This window comes from Parabacteroides sp. HGS0025, assembly GCF_000969845.1.
Taxonomy (GTDB): Bacteria; Bacteroidota; Bacteroidia; order Bacteroidales; family Tannerellaceae; genus Parabacteroides; species Parabacteroides gordonii.
The window spans coordinates 3,320,344-3,338,029 of record NZ_KQ033902.1 but is presented as its reverse complement, the minus strand read 5'-3'; the positions used below and the strand labels follow the sequence as shown (position 1 = coordinate 3,338,029).

At 49.4% G+C, this 17,686-nt stretch carries 10 protein-coding genes; 5 read left to right on the top strand and 5 right to left on the bottom strand.

Features of this window, described 5'->3' with window-relative positions:
• Positions 1-125: 125 nt before the first annotated feature.
• The 3 genes from HMPREF1212_RS13215 to HMPREF1212_RS13205 form a co-directional block, all read right to left on the bottom strand.
• Positions 126-968 carry a virulence RhuM family protein gene (locus HMPREF1212_RS13215; RefSeq protein ID WP_046149668.1) on the bottom strand — a complete coding sequence of 281 codons (843 nt, stop codon included), beginning with the start codon at positions 966-968 and terminating at the stop codon, positions 126-128.
• 99 nt (positions 969-1,067) lie between these two features.
• On the bottom strand, positions 1,068-2,399 hold the full coding sequence (locus tag HMPREF1212_RS13210; RefSeq protein WP_046149667.1) for a Na+/H+ antiporter NhaC family protein: 1,332 nt from the start codon (positions 2,397-2,399) through the stop codon (positions 1,068-1,070).
• 17 nt (positions 2,400-2,416) lie between these two features.
• Positions 2,417-5,005: a DUF5686 and carboxypeptidase-like regulatory domain-containing protein gene (locus HMPREF1212_RS13205; RefSeq protein ID WP_046149666.1), complete on the bottom strand. Its 2,589-nt coding sequence runs from the start codon at positions 5,003-5,005 to the stop codon at positions 2,417-2,419.
• A gap of 178 nt (positions 5,006-5,183) precedes the next feature.
• Here HMPREF1212_RS13205 and HMPREF1212_RS13200 point away from each other — a divergent pair, with 178 nt between their 5' ends.
• The gene (locus HMPREF1212_RS13200; protein WP_044191589.1) at positions 5,184-5,531 is read left to right on the top strand and encodes a type II toxin-antitoxin system RelE/ParE family toxin; all 348 of its coding nucleotides are present in this window, start codon (positions 5,184-5,186) and stop codon (positions 5,529-5,531) included.
• Positions 5,532-5,533: 2 nt separating this feature from the next.
• The gene (locus HMPREF1212_RS13195) at positions 5,534-5,860 is read left to right on the top strand and encodes a helix-turn-helix domain-containing protein (RefSeq protein WP_181988973.1); all 327 of its coding nucleotides are present in this window, start codon (positions 5,534-5,536) and stop codon (positions 5,858-5,860) included.
• An 85-nt stretch (positions 5,861-5,945) separates the two neighbouring features.
• Here the strand turns inward: HMPREF1212_RS13195 and HMPREF1212_RS13190 are convergent, their stop codons facing one another.
• Together HMPREF1212_RS13190 and mfd are read right to left on the bottom strand one after the other, a co-directional pair.
• Positions 5,946-7,847, bottom strand: a complete 1,902-nt coding sequence (locus HMPREF1212_RS13190) for an AMP-dependent synthetase/ligase (RefSeq protein ID WP_046149665.1) — start codon at positions 7,845-7,847, stop codon at positions 5,946-5,948.
• A 10-nt stretch (positions 7,848-7,857) separates the two neighbouring features.
• A complete protein-coding gene (gene mfd / locus HMPREF1212_RS13185) occupies positions 7,858-11,211 on the bottom strand; it encodes a transcription-repair coupling factor (protein WP_046149664.1) in 3,354 nt (1,117 codons plus the stop codon).
• Between the two features lie 240 nt (positions 11,212-11,451).
• Here mfd and HMPREF1212_RS13180 point away from each other — a divergent pair, with 240 nt between their 5' ends.
• The 3 genes from HMPREF1212_RS13180 to HMPREF1212_RS13170 all read left to right on the top strand — a co-directional run bounded on the left by HMPREF1212_RS13180 (position 11,452) and on the right by HMPREF1212_RS13170 (position 17,661).
• A complete protein-coding gene (locus HMPREF1212_RS13180) occupies positions 11,452-12,189 on the top strand; it encodes a polyprenol monophosphomannose synthase (RefSeq protein ID WP_028726675.1) in 738 nt (245 codons plus the stop codon).
• Positions 12,190-12,224: 35 nt separating this feature from the next.
• Entirely contained in the window at positions 12,225-14,411 is a 2,187-nt protein-coding gene (locus HMPREF1212_RS13175) for a polysaccharide lyase 8 family protein (RefSeq protein ID WP_046149663.1), read from the top strand.
• A 97-nt stretch (positions 14,412-14,508) separates the two neighbouring features.
• The gene (locus HMPREF1212_RS13170; protein ID WP_046149662.1) at positions 14,509-17,661 is read left to right on the top strand and encodes a glycosyl hydrolase; all 3,153 of its coding nucleotides are present in this window, start codon (positions 14,509-14,511) and stop codon (positions 17,659-17,661) included.
• Positions 17,662-17,686: the final 25 nt, after the last annotated feature.

Below are 17,686 nucleotides of genomic sequence, written 5' to 3'. Positions count from 1 at the left end.
AGTAGACACCCTAATTCGCGTTAAATAGACATCCTAATAAGCGATAAGCAGGCAGTCTACTTTAATGTACATTAGAATGTCATTGTCTTTAATGAGGCTCTGCCTCATTAAAAACTCACTTCTTCTTATAACCGACTTATCACCTCTTTTATCTCCAAATGTATTTTGGAAAAGGCGAACCATTTCTTACCTAAGTCTTTCAATGAAGCGCCGAGATGATAAATATCTTTCTCATCTATGATCAGGAAACGATCATGTGATTGACTGAACTGGCGGATGTCAATTGGTTCGTATTGTGAGTTATGACGCTGTAAATCCAAAGATAACTGTTTGGATATTTGTGCGGTATAAATCGTAACACTCACTTCGGGAATGCGTTTGGTAAAAAGCGTCAAGACGGTATCGTCTATATAATTATCGATCAGGATAAGAGACTTTGTAGCCGTTCGCACCAGGTCAGCGGCAAATTTGTAGGCATCGAATAGTTGCCCATCATAGAAAATACCTTCTACCGGCGGCAGGGATGTTTTGATGAAGAAGTCGAACTTTTCATCGTATTCAGAGAATTTGGAATTCATTCTCTGTTCAATAACTTCTATTCGCTGATTGATTGTATAGCCTTTCAGCAGATACTCTTTCAGTATCTGGTTAGCCCAGATACGAAATTGTGTTCCACGCTGTGATTTAACCCGATAACCGACAGAGATAATGACGTCAAGATTATAATAATCTACTTGATAAATTTTATTATCCGAACCAGTTGTTGCAATTTTTGCAACAACTGACTCTCTACAGAGTTCTTTCTCCTCAAATACATTTTTAATGTGCCTTGAAATAACAGATTTGTCTCTTTCAAATAATTCGGCTATCTGATTTAAGGAAAGCCAGACAGTTTCACCTTCCATTCTCACTTCCAGTTGCAAGGTGGCATCTGATTGATAAATAATAATTTCTCCTTTGTCTTTCATAATTAATATGTTTTGATTCTTGAGTTATGTAGGCAAAGGTATTCATTTCAATGGATATAGAATACGGATTGGCTAAAATATTTTCATAGGTGAATGTTTTTATATCTTGGCAGATGTGAAACCTTTCTTTGCAAACTTTCCCGGATACCCGAAAGCGATAGCCAGCAAAGCGCCGAGTCCTAACAGGTAAGGATAGTACAGATACTGCATGATCTCGATAGGGGAGACGCCACCCAGTCCGGCAGCCATCAGCAGTTGTGCGCCATAAGGGATAATGCCCTGCACGAAACAGGAGAAGATATCGAGCAGGCTGGCACTGCGGCGCGGGTCTACATGGAAACGGTCGGCGATGTCTTTGGCGATCGGGCCTGCCATGATCAGGGCGATCGTATTGTTTGCCGTGCAGAGGTTGGCAAAGCTCACCAGGGCGGCAATACTCAGTTCGGCCCCTTTTGAGGAACGGATATGTGAAGTCAGCTTCCCGATGATCCAGTCGATACCGCCGTTGTAGCGGATCATTTCCAGCATACCGCCGGCCAGCAGGGTGACGATGATCAGTTCGCCCATGTTCGTGATACCGAGCCCCATCGAAGCTGTCCATCCCCATACGTCGAAACCGCCTGTCAGCAGTCCTACGACACCCGACAGCAGAATGCCGATAAACAATACCAGCATCACGTTCACACCGAAGATAGCCGTTACGAGCACCACGATATAAGGTATCACCTTGACCCATTCGATCGTTCCGGGAGTGTAGTCGCTGTCTATACCGCTACCAACCAATACATATATTATTCCTGTGAGAATCGCTATCGGAAGGGCAATGCGGATGTTCACCTTAAACTTATCGTTCATATTGCATCCCTGTGTACGGGTGGCAACAATGGTTGTATCCGAAATAAACGACAGGTTATCGCCGAACATCGCCCCGCTGACAACTACGCCGAGCATCAGAGCATCGGGCATCCCTGTCTTGGCCGCAATACCCACCGCCACGGGAGCCAGTGCAACGATCGTCCCCACCGAAGTCCCCACCGAAATGGAGATAAAACAAGCCGCCAGGAAGATACCGGCCGCCAGCAGGTTGCCGGGCAGGATCGACATCGCCAGGTTGACGGTTGCATCTACCGCACCCATCGACTTGGCCGTTTGGGCGAAAGCGCCTGCCAGGATGAAGATAAGCACCATCAGCATGATATTGGTGTTGGCTGCTCCACGGCAGAACTGTTCGATGCGGTTGGATAGTTTTCCTCCCTTGGATATGGCGATGGCAACCACCGACGAGATAACGAAAGCAACCGTAATAGGCATCTTGTAGAAATCACCCGCCAATATCGAAACAACCAGGTAGGTGAGGAGGAATACCAATAGCGGTATCAATGCCCACGCATTCGGAGCATGGTTCAAAGGGGAATTTGTATCTTTTATCATATTCAAATCTCAATAGCTTAGAAGGAGAAGCGTAAAGCAATACGTACGCCGCCTTTCTTTATATTCGGTTCGTTCAGGTAAGTCAGACGGCGGTAATAGTCGATGCGCAGGATCTTGAAGATATTCTCCAGGCCGACGCTGGCTTCCATATAAGGCGTGTTACCCAGGGGACGTGTCCCGTCGGGCAAGACGAACAGGCCGGGTGTCATTGTCGGATTGTTCTTGTCTGTCAGTCCGCCATAGATACCGTTGAAAGAGATCACTTCGCGGAGACGCAGCCACTTAATGCCCGGGATACGGTTCAGTATCCATCCTTTCATATAATAGGTGGCATTGAATGAAACGTACTGGTCGGTAACGAATTCCAACGCATTCATCATATGGAATGCCTCCGGCTGAATGGTGATGGACTGGTTGGTGTTCGGCAATATCAGCAGGGGGAAAGGAACCTTGTTCCATACTTTCCCGGCTTTCAGCTGTGTATCGATATGCCCGAAGGAAGATAACCAGATACGTTTCTCGGCACTGACTTCCGTATGGTTGTAGGTGTATTCGCCCCCTAACACTTTCAGGCCTAGCTGGTGCGAGAGCTTGAAGATAGGAGCGTCTTTCGACAGGTTGAATACCGACTCTTTACCGGAACGGCCGTCGTAGGAGCGTTCGCCCGGGGCAAAACGGAATTGTGTACCGATCTCGGATGTGGTGATGCTTTTCTTGTGTATCAGCATACCGTCGGCATCTTTCTCTATGTATTTAAGCGTTCCCGCCGCCTGGTTGTTCTGGTTGTACACCCATGACCGCCAGGTAAGGCCGTTCAGCCATTCTTTTTCATACTGGAACATCGACTTGCGGATATACTGCATCTTGGTAACAGGTTCGCCCACTTTCCAGGCAACGAAGATGTTGTCTTTGCTGGTAAAGAGAAAGTCCTGTCCCGGAGTATATACGTCGTATTCCTGGATGAAGGAGAGGTTGTTGACCGGGCTTTCTCCTTCGTGGTAGAGCTTCTTGTTGAAGCTATGGGTCAGTTTGACGTTGTATTTCAGTTTACGGTCGTTCGTTCCGTAGGCCAGGTAGCCGCTGGCGAACCAGTAAGGGTTCAGGTTGGCTGTCGTCATACCGCCGACACGCAGGCGGACACCTTCCAGGCTGTTACCACTGATAGTCGTATTCATCGGCCCGAAGTCGAACTTGGTCGATTTCTTGTCGCCTGCCGTTGGGATGTAGCCGGATATGAGTATCTCTGCCGTTTTGATGATTACGTTGAAGGCCGGGACTTTCCGGAGCTGTGCCAGCAAGTCGTCCAGTGCATTCTCTTTTTCCTTCAGCGGGACATGGCGGTTGTTTACCCAGAACGTATCGGTTTGCTCGATCGCAACAGGCAGGGTGTGAAGCGAGCCCAACAGGTTGAAAACGGAGTCGGCTTGCGCTTGTTCTATATTGAAATTGTATTTGTCGTAATTCCTTAGCTGGTGTGCATAGAGTTGTTGCGCTCCTTTCACCAGGTAGAAGTTGACGTAAGTGTTTTCGTTCTTGACCACCCAGGTGCTATCGGGCATCCGTTCGAATTCCTGTTCGATACGGAGCTTATCCACCCAGTTGAGGTTGATGTTGACCGGCGTGTTGAGCAGGAATTTCTTTAGGGCATAGTTCCCGTCCAGCGTAATATACAGTCTTCCGGTGAAACCGTAACTCTGACTGTTGACCGGGACGAAAGCCAGGTCGACGCATTTATCGCCGCCGATATCCAGCGTATCCATAATATAATACTTATAATAGCTGGTAGCCAGGGTGGAGGATAGCGGGCTGACGAAACGGTTCAGCAGGATATTGATATTGTTGTCGAAGATATTGATTCCCTGGAATATCTCTTCGAGGTTGGAGGTGATGCCGCCGCCGTCGTCGAGTGTCTGGTCGACGCCCTGCATACGTTTACCTTTGACGATCGTCTTTTCTGTTTTCGGTTGCTTGCGGTAATACTTATCCGCAAGGGTTTCACGAACGGAAAGGGTCAGGATCGGTTTACCGTTGAACTCGGAGGTGTCGAGATAGTTCCGGATGAATTTGAACTTCTTCATGAATTTGTTCTTCTCGAAGTCCGGGTTGAAGTCGTCCAGGGAGAGGGAAAGCTTTTCGTACACTTCCGTCTGGTATTCGTCTTTTGCTTCGATGCGGTTGTCGTTCTTATGCTCGATCACCTTCCGGATCAGTTCGACTGCCGGGTTGTCTTTGCGGGTGTATTTCTCTCTTTTGGGTTTTACAACCACCTCGGAGATCTCGAAAGCCGTAGGACGTATCTTTATGTCGAGGCCGTCGTTCTTCTGGCCTGTTTTCAGGTCGATCACTTTGGTATCGTATCCCAGCGATGCGAAGGCCAGTTTATTGTACCCCTTATCGTTCTGAAGGGTAAACTTCCCGTTATCGTCGGTCATTGCACCGATTGTGGAGCCGTCGAAGTAGACGGATACAAAGGCCAAAGGCTCTCCGGTGATTGAATCTTTCACAATACCGGATGCAGAAGTAATGCTTTGAGCATATAAAACAGAGATACCAGTCACTGCCTGCAATAAAACCAACAGTAATATAAAGCGAATTCTTTTTACCATGAAACTAACGTTATTCCTTCTCGGATAATGCAGTTGGCAAAGGTAGTCTTTTTCTTCGGAGGGAGGATGTATGCCTTATTAATAATATTTAATCATAAGGGATGAAAATGAAGGGTGAATTCTTGGGGAAGTTAATTAATTAGTTAACTTTGCGAGTGATAATACTAAAATCGTAATTATGAAAAGTAGACGAGAGATTCTTTTGTATAAAGATTACTTTAAATTGTTCTATGCCCCTCTATCTGCCGGAGTTAGAAACAAAATAAAGTATGTTTTAAAGGTGTTGCAAGAAGAAGAGAATGTACCTGTCAGGTTTTTTAAACATGTAGAAGGTGTGAAAGGTTTGTATGAAATACGAGTTGAATACGAAAGTAATATATATCGTATTTTCTGTTGTCTGGATGACGGGCGGATTGTAGTTCTTTTTAATGGTTTTCAAAAGAAATCACAGAAAACTCCATTGAAAGAAATAGAATTGGCAACCAGAATTATGAAAGAATATTTTAAAGGAAAGAAAGGTAAATGAATATGAAAGAAGAATATTTGAGCGAAGAGAAACAAGAACAAATAATGCAGTGTCATACATTCGACGAATTATTAGATGTTGAATTGGGCCCTGCCGGAACTCCCGAACGAGATCAGTTTGAAGAAGATGCACAAGCTTTCATTCTTGCCGAGCGCTTGAGAGAAGAGCGCCTTAAAGCTGGTTTGACCCAGGAGCAACTAGCAGCGAGGATCGGTACAAAGAAAAGTTATATCTCCCGTATTGAGAACGGAAAGTGTGATGTACGGTTACCGACTTTATATAAGATATTCCGTGGATTAGGAAAGAGGATAAGCGTGACCGTTTTGTGAGATATCTTCACCAGGTCGTTTATCATGCCAACAAGGGGCTGTTTGTTACGCAAGCAGCCCCTTGTTATTTACCTTACAGTTTCTTTTACAGCGACTTCAAATTCACCGCATTCACCGGGTTCTTGCCTTCCGGCGTATACAGGAGGTCTATGCGGTCGGCATAAGCCTTTTCCACTTTGCCGCGTACGATCTTCATGGTGCTGTTTACCAGGCCATTCTGTTCGGTGAAAGGCTCCGGGAGAACAGCGAATGTTGTTGGTAGCCAGCGGTCGGGGAACATAGCAGCCAGGTCGCCCCCTTTGCGGAAACGGTCGATCTGACCCTGGATAATGCGGATTGCTTCCTCTTTGCCTTTATCGGAATTGAGATCGAGCTGCTGATGCGCCAGATGTTTCTTTAAACGTTCTTTGTTGGGTACGACCAGAGCCACGGTGTAAGGATTCTGGTTATTGTAGAGCAACAGCTGGTCGATGCAGGAAGAATGTTCAACCAAAGCCTCTTCAATCCCTTCCGGACTGTACTTCTCGCCGTCGCTACCGATCAGCAAGCTTTTGAAACGCCCCAGTACATACAGTAATCCGTCTTTACCCATATAACCCATGTCGCCGGTATAAAGCCAACCGTCTTTGACTGTGTCGGCTGTCGAGGTCGGGTTTTTCCAGTAACCGGCCATAACGTTCTCTCCACGGATAACGATTTCACCTTTCTCGCCGACGGGCAATTCTTTTCTATCCAGGTCACATATTTTCAGGTCGAGCGGCTGAACCAGTACGCCGCTACTTCCGAACCGGTGATGGCGCGGGCCATTGGTCGAGATGACGGGAGTCGCTTCACTCAGTCCGTAACCCTGGAACATCGGCAGGCCGATGGCATAATAGAACTTCTGCAAATCTTTGTCCAGCAAGGCACCGCCGCCGATAAAGAACTTCAGTTCTCCCCCGAAGTTCTCGCGTACTTTCGAGAAGATGAGACTGTCGAACAGGGCAACGACCGGCTTTAGGAGGAAACGCCATCCGCGTCCTTTGTCATCGCCGCCGTCACCATTGTAAGTATAGGCCACGTTCAGCCCCATGTGGAACAAGCGGTTTACCAGGTTGCCCTGTGCACGGATTCCTTGCTCGATGTTCTTCTTGAAGTTCTTGGCCAGAGCCGGAACACTCAATATCAGGTAAGGTTTGAACTCCTTGATATTTATCGGTATATTCTTTAGAGTCTCCATACCTGTCTTTCCTACCTGCACCGTAGCGACGGACGCTCCTTTATACATAAATATATAGAAGCCGACCACATGGGCGAAGCAATGGTCGAGGGGAAGGATAACCAATGTGCGCCAGGTATCGTCAATATCCACACAGGTAAGCGATTGTTCGACATTGGCGGTATAATTACGGTGCGTCAGGATAACCCCTTTCGGGTCGGCTGTCGTACCGGATGTATAAGTGATGGTAGCATAATCGTCATTCGTCAGCGACTGTCCGATTGCCAGGAATTCATCCAGCGGATGTGCCTGAAGGTACTCTTTTCCCATTCCGATCACTTTGGAAAGAGGTATTTCTTTCTCCTTATATTCCGGCTGGTCGTCAAAAACAATCACCTGCCGGATAAGAGGCAGTTTATCCATGATCGCCCGTATCTTTTTTAGCTGGTTGCCCGATACCATGATGTATTTCACGTCGGCATGCAGCAGGCGGAACAACAGGTCGTTGGCCTCTTCCAGCTTAATGGAAAGGGGCACATTGGTGGCTCCGGCATAGAACATGGCCAGCTCGCCGATGATCCAGGCGTTGCGGCCTTCGCTTAGTAAAGCCATGTTGTCACCCTTCTTTACCCCGAGGGCAACCAGTCCGGCTCCAAGGGTATAAACCTGTTCTTTCACCTCTGTGTAAGAAGTCGGTTCGAACTTGTCTTTCGTCTTTTCCCATAAGAACGGGTTGTCGGGGAATTGCTTCACCGAGCTTTCAAAAAAGTCAATAAGCGTCTTTTTCATCTGATATCGTTTATAGGGTTTGTTTCTCTATTTCTTCAAGCAGTGCGCAAGCGGCTTCTACCGTGCTGACATTCTTTACCACGATGCTACGCTTGCCGTTCACGTCCCGGATCATGCATTCGCGGGGATGCTTCTGTATGAATGCTAATAACTTATCGAATGCTTCGCTCTGGTAATACGGGCTGTCCTGGTTGGCTACCAGGAAGATACTCATCAAGCCTTTTTTCAGTACCAGTTTCTCCATGCCCAGTTTCCTGGCTATGCGGCGGAGGCGGACGACACGGATCAGTTCTTTTCCCTCTTTCGGGATCTTACCGAAACGGTCTTTCAGACGTTCGGTAAAGGCCAGGATGTCGCGTTCCTCTTCCATCTTATCCAGTTCGCGGTACAAGGTGATACGTTCCGAGTCGTTGGGGATATAAGTAGGAGGGAACATCAGCTCCAGGTCGCTTTCGATATACGTTTCGCGGATATATTCGCTACCGGAATCCCGCTTGCCGTCATCCGCATCGGCGTAGAGGTCGGCAAACTCGTCACTCTTCAGTTCGTCGACGGCCTCTTCCAGGATCTTCTGGTAGGTTTCGTAGCCGAGGTCGGCGATGAAGCCGCTTTGTTCGGCACCCAGCATATTTCCGGCACCACGGATGTCGAGGTCTTGCATGGCGATATGAATGCCGCTTCCCAGCTCGGAGAAGTTTTCGATTGCCTGCAAACGGCGGCGTGCTTCCTGCGTGAGCGAGGAGAGAGGCGGCGAGAGCAGGTAACAGAACGCTTTGCGGTTGCTTCGTCCCACACGTCCGCGCAACTGGTGCAGGTCGGACAGCCCGAACTGCTGTGCGTTGTTGATAATGATGGTGTTGGCATTCGGCACGTCGATACCGCTTTCCACGATACTGGTGGCTATCAATACATCGTATTCGTAGTTAACGAAGTCGAGAATGATTTTCTCCAGCTTGTCCGGTTCCATCTGTCCGTGGCCGACGGCTATGCGGGCGTCGGGCACTTCGCGGCGTACCAGATGTTCTATTTCGTAGATGTTCTGAACACGGTTATTGATGAAAAACACCTGCCCGTTACGGCTCATCTCGAAGTTGATCGCCTCGCGGATAATATCGGGGTTGAAACGCTCCACTTCCGTCTGTACCGGATAGCGGTTAGGTGGCGGTGTCGTGATGCTGCTCAGGTCGCGGGCTCCCATCAGCGAGAACTGCAACGTACGCGGGATCGGTGTCGCCGTCATGGTCAACGTATCCACATTCACCTTCATTTGGCGAAGCTTCTCCTTGACCGATACGCCGAACTTCTGCTCTTCGTCGATGACCAGCAATCCCAGGTCTTTGAACTTCACATCCTTGCTGACGATACGGTGTGTGCCGATCAGGATATTTACTTTCCCGTCCGCCACATCTTTCAGGGTTGCCTTGACCTGTGCCGTTGTCCGTGCCCGGCTGATATAATCGATCCGGCAAGGGAAATTTTTCAGACGCTCGGAGAAAGTCTGGAAATGCTGGAAAGCCAGCACGGTAGTCGGCACCAATACGGCCACCTGCTTATTATCCGATACCGCTTTGAAGGCGGCGCGGATGGCTACTTCGGTCTTTCCGAACCCGACGTCGCCGCAGATCAGTCGATCCATCGGGCGCGGATTTTCCATATCCTCCTTTACATCCGCCGTCGCTTTCATCTGGTCGGGCGTATCTTCGTAGATGAAGCTGGCCTCCAGTTCGTGTTGCATAAAGCTGTCGGGCGAGTAAGAGAAACCCTTTTCCTGTTTGCGCTGCGAATAGAGGAGGATCAGGTCGCGGGCGATGTCCTTGACCTTCTTCTTCGTTTTTTCCTTCATCTTTTCCCAGGCACCGGTTCCCAGCTTGTTCAGTTTGGGAGGCTCGCCGCTGTCTTTCCCTTTGTATTTGGAGAGTTTGTGCAGCGAGTGGATGCTGACGAAGATAATATCGTTGTTCTGATAGATCAGCTTGATCGCTTCCTGTATCTTTCCGTTCACTTCGGTGCGTACCAGGCCGCCGAACTGTCCGACGCCATGATCGATATGCACGATATAATCGCCTGTCGTGAACTGGTTCAGCTCCTTCAGCGACAGCGTGATCTTTCCGCTCCGTGCCTTCTCGCTTTTCAGGTTGAATTTGTGGAAACGGTCGAATAGCTGGTGGTCGGTAAAGAGGCAGATCTGTAATGTCTCGTCCGCGAAGCCTTCATGTATCGTCTTGTTGACCGAGGTAAAAGGGATGTTCTCTCCCCGGTCTTCGAAGATTGCCCGGATGCGGATGGCCTGCTTCTCGACGTCACTCAATATATATAAAGTATAGCCCTTCTCCAGATAATCTCGGAAAGAGCTGCTCACCATTTCGAAGTTCTTATGATAGATGGGCTGTGCCTGCGTGCTGAAAGTCAGGGTCGCATCGGCCACTCCGGTTGGGCGTGTGCCGAAATGCATCCGGCAGAAATTCAGGGCTGTCCGAAGGAATTCGTCCCCTCTGACTAATTTGGCACGCATCGCTTCGGCATCTGCGAACGACTCCTCGTCACCGATCACCGGTTCTTCGTTCCACAGGCTGTCGATCCGTTCCTTCGTCCAGGCCAGGTCTTTGCAGGCCAGGGTCGTTTGCGGGGGCAATGAGTTCAGCAACATTGTGTTACTGCGGTTGCTCTTATTCATTTCCGGTACGATATAGATGCTGTCCATCTTCTCTTTGGAAAGCTGCGTCTCCACATCGAACGTACGGATCGTTTCCACTTCGCTTCCGAAAAAGTCGATGCGGTAGGGGAACTCGTACGAAAAAGAGAAAACGTCGAGGATGCTACCGCGTATGGCATATTGCCCCGGCTCATACACATAATCGACCTGCTCGAAGCCATATTCGTCCAATACGTCGGAAACGAACATATTATCCAGTTTCTCGCCGACGCTGATCTTGAGTGTGTTCTGCTTCAGATCTTCGCGTGATATGACTTTCTCCGCCAATGCGTCGGGATAAGAGACGATAACGAACGGTGTTTCCGGGTCTTGCAGGACGCTGAGCACTTCGGTACGCAGGATCTCGTTGGCCGGATCGATGTGTCCGTATTTGATTGCCCGGCGATAGGCGGAAGGGAAGAAGTAAATATCACTGCTGCCGGTCAACTGAATCAGGTCGTGATAAAAGTAGCCGGCTTCTTCCTGGTCGTTAAGTATGCACACATAGCTTCCCCTTCTTTTTAAAAAAAGAGAAGCGATTGTCATTGCAGCGCCCGATCCGTTCAACCCTTTCAGGAATATATTGTTTGACGTATTACCGTTCAAAAGGGTGTCCAGTGCAGTAATTTGCGGGTGGGCGGCAAATATCTTGAGTAATTCTTGTACCTCCAATGGATTAATATATACTATTGAAAATTATGTAGACGCAAAAATACGGAAAATGTATCATATTGGCATCATACCCTTATCAAAAAACCGTTTCAGACAAATCACCATTCCTATGGGAGAGATGAAGAGGGTCAAATATGGAAGGATTTATCTCCTGCCAGCGTAAATTTCAATAAAATTAGGGCATAATCGACAAATAGTTTGTAGTTTTGTGCTTCATAGTTGATCATAAATAATTCGTATATGTCAGACAGTATTGTAATTATTCCTACTTACAACGAGAAAGAGAATGTTGAGAATATTATCCGTGCGGTGTTTGGGTTGGAAAAAGAGTTTCATATTTTGATTATAGATGATGGTTCTCCCGACGGTACGGCGGATATCGTGAAGCGTTTGCAGAAAGAATTTCCCGAACGTCTTTTTATGGTGGAAAGACAAGGTAAGCTGGGATTGGGTACTGCTTACATCTGTGGCTTTAAATGGGCGATCGAACATAAATACGACTTTGTATTCGAGATGGACGCCGACTTTAGCCATAATCCGAACGACCTTCCTAAATTATATGCCGCCTGCACGGAGCAGGGGGGCGATGTGGCTATCGGTTCGCGTTACAGCAATGGCGTGAATGTGGTGAACTGGCCGCTGGGACGTGTACTGATGTCGTATTACGCATCCGTCTATGTCCGCCTGGTTACCGGTATGAAGATACAGGACACGACGGCCGGTTTTAAATGTTACCGCCGCGAAGTGCTCGAAACGATCGACCTCGACCATATACATTTCAAAGGATATGCTTTCCAGATCGAGATGAAGTTCACTGCTTATAAGTGTGGTTTCAAACTGGTGGAAGTGCCTATCATCTTTATCAACCGTGTGCTGGGGACTTCGAAGATGAACTCTTCTATCTTCGGCGAAGCCCTGTTCGGCGTATTGAAACTGAAGTGGTGGAGTCTCTTCCGTAAGTATCCGCAGAAGAAGTAAAAGGAGGGAAAACTTCCGCATTAAATTTAATACTTATGAAATACCTTATAAATAGACTGCTACTATCAGCCTTATTATTGGTGTCTACCGGCGCGTTTTCGCAAACACCTGTCGATGAGCTGGAACAGATCCGGCAAAACTATATCCAGTCGCTGGTGAGTTCCAACGACGACTCCGATCTGCTGAACCGCATACTGGCCGGTATTCCGCCCGAAACGGAAATGTCGGATCAGATGGTGGTGGAGCTGCATCAGCGGTATCCATTCAATATAGACGGTATCAAAGCCTATATGGAGAATATCGGTGAGGATGGCGCATGGCCGGATATCAATTATGCCGACACGAAACGTTCCGGCTGGGATGCCAAGAAGCATGCCGACCGGGTGTTGGAACTGGCGAAACTCTATCATGCCGAAGGCCCTTCCTGCACGTGGTCGCCCCGTTTCTCGACGGTTATTCATCAGGCTCTCGGCTATTGGTTTCGCACGAAGCCGGTCTGCAAGAACTGGTGGTATAACGAGATCGGCATTCCCAAAACGTTCGGCCCGGCTTTTATCCTGCTTCGTACGCAGATGACACCCGACGAGCTGAAAGAGGCGGTGAAGGTGATGGATAACGCCCGCTTCGGCATGACGGGACAGAATAAGGTATGGCTGGCCGGAAATGTACTGATGAAAGGACTGTTGCTGGACGATTACGCGCTGGTGAAGGCAGCCCGCGACACGATCGTTTCTGAAATAACGACCGGACGGCCGGAAGGGATCAAGAGCGATTGGAGTTTCCACCAGCACGGGCCGCAACAGCAGTTCGGCAACTACGGGCTGGCTTATCTCTCGGAAATGAGTTTCTATTCGGGGCTGTTTGCCGGAACCTCGTTTGCCCTGAGTGCCGAACAACAAGCTATTCTGAATAACCTGCTGACGGAAGGTTACCGCTGGATCATCTGGCGGGGATATATGGATGTGAATGCGCTCGACCGCCAACTGTTCCATAACGCACCTATACATAAGGCGCTTGCCATCGGTAACGCGGCCAACTCGCTCCGCAAAGGAAGTTCCCCAACTGATGCCGCGAAGATACAGGTTTTGCTGGATGATAATTTCCCACCGCAACAGCCGGAAGGTACTGCTTTTGCCGGACAGAAGCATTTCTGGGATTCGGATCAGACGATACATCGTGCCCCGAAATGGATGGCTTCGGTCAAGATGGCTTCCGAACGGGTGATCGGCACAGAGTTGGTCAATGAAGATAATCTGAAAGGGTTTTATATGGGCGACGGGGCTACGTATATCTATCGTAACGGGGATGAATATCTGAATGTGTTCCCGTTCTGGGATTGGCGTAAGATACCGGGTGTCACTTCTTACGAAAGCGATGCCCCGGTGCCTTCTCCGCGTAGTTATGGTGCACATACCCGTAATGAAACGGCCTTTGTCGGCGGTGTGACCGATGGCCATACAGGCATGACGGCAATGATCTTGAACCGCGACGGACTGGATGCCCGCAAGTCGTGGGTTATGACGGATGAGTTTATTTTGTGTCTGGGCGCCGGTATCCGGTCGGACAGCACGTTAAGCATAACGACATCCATCGATCAGCGGAAGAAGCGGGGAGCGTTGTCTTACTTTGACAACGGTCGCTGGAATCCGGTGGACGGCCTGTTTACTTCTACTGGAAAAGCCTTGCGTTTCTTCCACGACAGCACCGGATATATCCTGATGCAGCCGGAAAACAGTGTGGCGATCTCCGAAAAACGTTCCGGGAGCTGGTCTGACTTTATGGGTTCCTATACGCCGCAGACGGTGGAAGGGGAGGTCGTTTCTCTGTATATCCGTCATCCGAAGGATGTTCCGGGCTCTTATCAGTATCTTATTCTTCCGGCTTCGTCAGCCGGGCGCACGGCTTCTTTCCGTACGGAGGATATTCGCATACTTCGTAACGATGAAGCCATGCAGGCCGTTGCAATAAATACCTGTTATTATATTACCGCCTATCAGGAAGGAGCGATCCGCCTGGCCGCTGACCTGGCATTGGAGATAAAGACACCGGGTATTTACAGGGTGGAAGAAAGGGCAGGCAATGTCCGTATCCATGCCGCCGATCCGACCCATACACGGCCCTCTTTATCCGTGAGAATCAATGACTATGATCTGAAGATTATGCAACCGGCCGACCAGGTGGCCGGACAGACCATCTCCGTCTCTGTCAGAATTGAAAGGTAGATTGTCATTTTTATAAGCTTTTAAAAGGAATATAGTTTGTATTTTTGTACGTATAGATACTTATGTGAGTTTTTGCTAACAGCTAAACTGATGTATTATGACGAAAATAACACACTTATTCTTTTTATGCCTTCTTGCCTGCGCCAGCCAGGGGCTTTTCTCTTGTAGTAAGACGGATCGGTCGGCTTCCTTTGCCCGGATTGAGGAGGGTTTTCGCTCTATTCCCGATAGTGTGCAGATCGGTGTTTACTGGTACTGGATTTCCGATAACTTATCGAAAGAAGGGGTCGAGCGTGACCTGGAAGCGATGAAAGTGGCCGGTATCAACCGTGCCTTTATCGGGAACATCGGGATCGATGGTATTCCTTATGGCGATAATAAACTGTTGAGTCCCGAATGGTGGGAGGTGCTGCATGCGGCCTTGAAGAAAGCCACGGAACTGGATATCGAAATCGGTATATTCAATAGTCCGGGATGGAGCCAGTCCGGCGGCCCGTGGGTGAAGAGCACGCAGGCCATGCGTTATCTGACCTCTGCCGACACGGTCGTTTCGGGGCCAAAATATATGCAACTTACTTTGCCTTCCGTTGGCAAAGAGGAGCAGGAAGTCTGTGTAATCGCTTATCCGGCATCCGCCGAGCCCACCGTGGAGAAAAGCTGGCCTGTAAGGAAGAAGTCCGGGCAAGCCTCTTCGACTGTCTTGTTCTTCAATAAGAAAGAAACAATCCGCACCCTGCTTTTCCGGGTGAATACTCCTTTTAAAACGGCTGCCAAGTTATGGGCGAAAAAAGGAGGGCAGGAAGAACTGGTCAGGGAGTTTACGATCGACCGGAGTAATCCGGCTCTCAATGTCGGCTTCGATCCTTATGCACCTGTCGTTATTTCCCTTCCGGAAGTTACCGCTTCGCAGTTCCGCCTGGAAATGTCGGACGAAGGGGGAGCGAATGGCGAGGTGACGCTTTCTTCATCTCCGATGGTGGAGCGCTATCCGGAAAAGTCGTTGGCGAAGATGTTCCAGACTCCGCTGCCTATGTGGGACGATTATCTTTGGAAGGAACAGCCGGCTGTCAGTGATGCTTCTTTGCTGGTTTCTCCGGAGAAGGTCAAAGACGTGACTGTTTTCGCACAGCATGGCGTGTTGAACTGGGAAGTGCCGGCAGGCGACTGGGTGATCCGGCGGATGGTTATGCTTCCGACTGGTGTGACAAACTCGCCGGCGGCACCCGAAGCAACAGGGCCGGAGATCGATAAGATGAGCCGCAAACACGTCGCTTTCCATTTCGACGCCTTTATCGGCGAGATCCTGAAACGCATCCCGGAAGCCGACCGGAAAACATTCAAGGTCGTGGTGCAGGACAGCTATGAAACCGGCGGGCAGAACTGGACGGACGATATGATCGATGTTTTCAAAGAACGTTACGGGTACGATCCTGTTCCGTATCTTCCGGTGTTGAATGGCGTTGTGGTCGGCAGTCCCGATCTCTCGGATCGTTTCCTCTGGGACTTGCGTCGTCTGGTGGCCGACCGTGTTTCCTACGATTATGTGGGTGGCTTGCGGGATGTCTGCCATCAATACGGGCTGACGACCTGGCTGGAGAATTACGGCCATTGGGGTTTCCCGGGTGAGTTCCTGCAATATGGTGGCCAGTCCGACGAGATAGCCGGAGAGTTCTGGAGCGAAGGCTCGCTGGGTGACATCGAGAACCGGGCGGCTTCTTCCTGCGGACATATCTACGGGAAGAAACGCATCTGGGCTGAATCCTTCACCAGCGGAGGGCCTGCGTTCAGCCGCTATCCCAATCTGATGAAGCAGCGCGGGGATCGTTTCTTTACGGAAGGGATAAACAGCACGTTATTGCATGTGTATATCCATCAGCCGTTCGAAGACCGCGAGCCGGGAATGGATGCCTGGTTCGGGAATGAGTTTAACCGGAAGAATACCTGGTTCAGCCAGATGGATGTTTTTACCAACTATCTGAAACGTTGTAACTTCCTGTTGCAACAAGGGGATTATGTGGCGGATGTAGCCTATTTTATTGGTGAGGATGCGCCCAAGATGACAGGCGTCTGTACACCGGCACTTCCTGCGGGCTATTCTTTCGATTATATCAATGCGGAAGTGTTATTGGAACGTGCCACCGTGAAAGACGGCAGGATCGTCTTGCCAGGCGGCATGAAATACCGCCTGCTTGTTTTGCCGCAATTGAAGACGATGCGTCCAGAAGTCTTGCGGAAACTGAAAGACTTGTTGCACGCCGGAGCTTGTATCGTTGGCCCGGCACCGGAATATTCCCCGAGCCTGAGCAATTATCCGGCAGCCGATCAGGAAGTGAAGGCTTTGGCTACCGAGCTTTGGGGAGAAAAGAAGGAACCCATGAAGAAAATAGGGAAAGGACGTTTGTACGCATCGACGGACAATCTGCAGCCGGTGCTGGATGCCCTGAATATAAAGCCTGATATGCGTGTCGACTCCGGTGCTCCGGTGTTGTTTATTCATCGGGCGACGCATGAAGGGGATATTTATTTTATCTCCAACCAAAGTGGCGAACCGGTGGAGATCAATCCGGCATTCCGCGTATCCGGCAAATTACCGGAGTTGTGGAACCCGTTGACGGCGGAGATCCGTTATCTTCCGGAGTTCACTTGTTCCGGTGAGGTGACCACTGTCCCGGTGCGTCTGGAAGGATATGAAAGTTCATTCCTTATATTCCGTAAAAAAGGCTCCCCGAAGAAAACGGCCGCCCGGAATTATCCGCATAAAGAAGTGTTGGCAACGGTCGCTTCTCCCTGGCAGGTCGCTTTTGAGAAAGGGAAAAGAGGGCCGTCGGAAACTGTTACTTTCCCGGAACTGAAGGACTGGACGACTTCTGCGGATGCGTCGATCCGCTATTTCTCCGGAAAAGCAGTCTACACCAATCGGATCACATTGCCCGAATTACCTCAGAAGCCGCTTTATCTGGATTTGGGAAAGGTGATGGTGATGGCCAAAGTAAAGGTGAACGGACAGTATGCAGGTGGCGTATGGACAATGCCTTATCGCTTGCCGGTCGGGGAATACCTGGTGGAAGGGGAGAACCTGATCGAAGTGGAAGTGGTGAACAACTGGATGAACCGTTTGATAGGCGACAGCCTGTTGCCGGAGCCGGAGCGTGGCACATGGACAAATGTGAATCCCTGGAAATCCGATTCGCCGTTGCAATCGTCCGGTTTGATCGGCCCGGTAGAAATTCAGGCCTATTCTTATGAATAACCGCCCGCGCTTGTGTTGTTTTTGA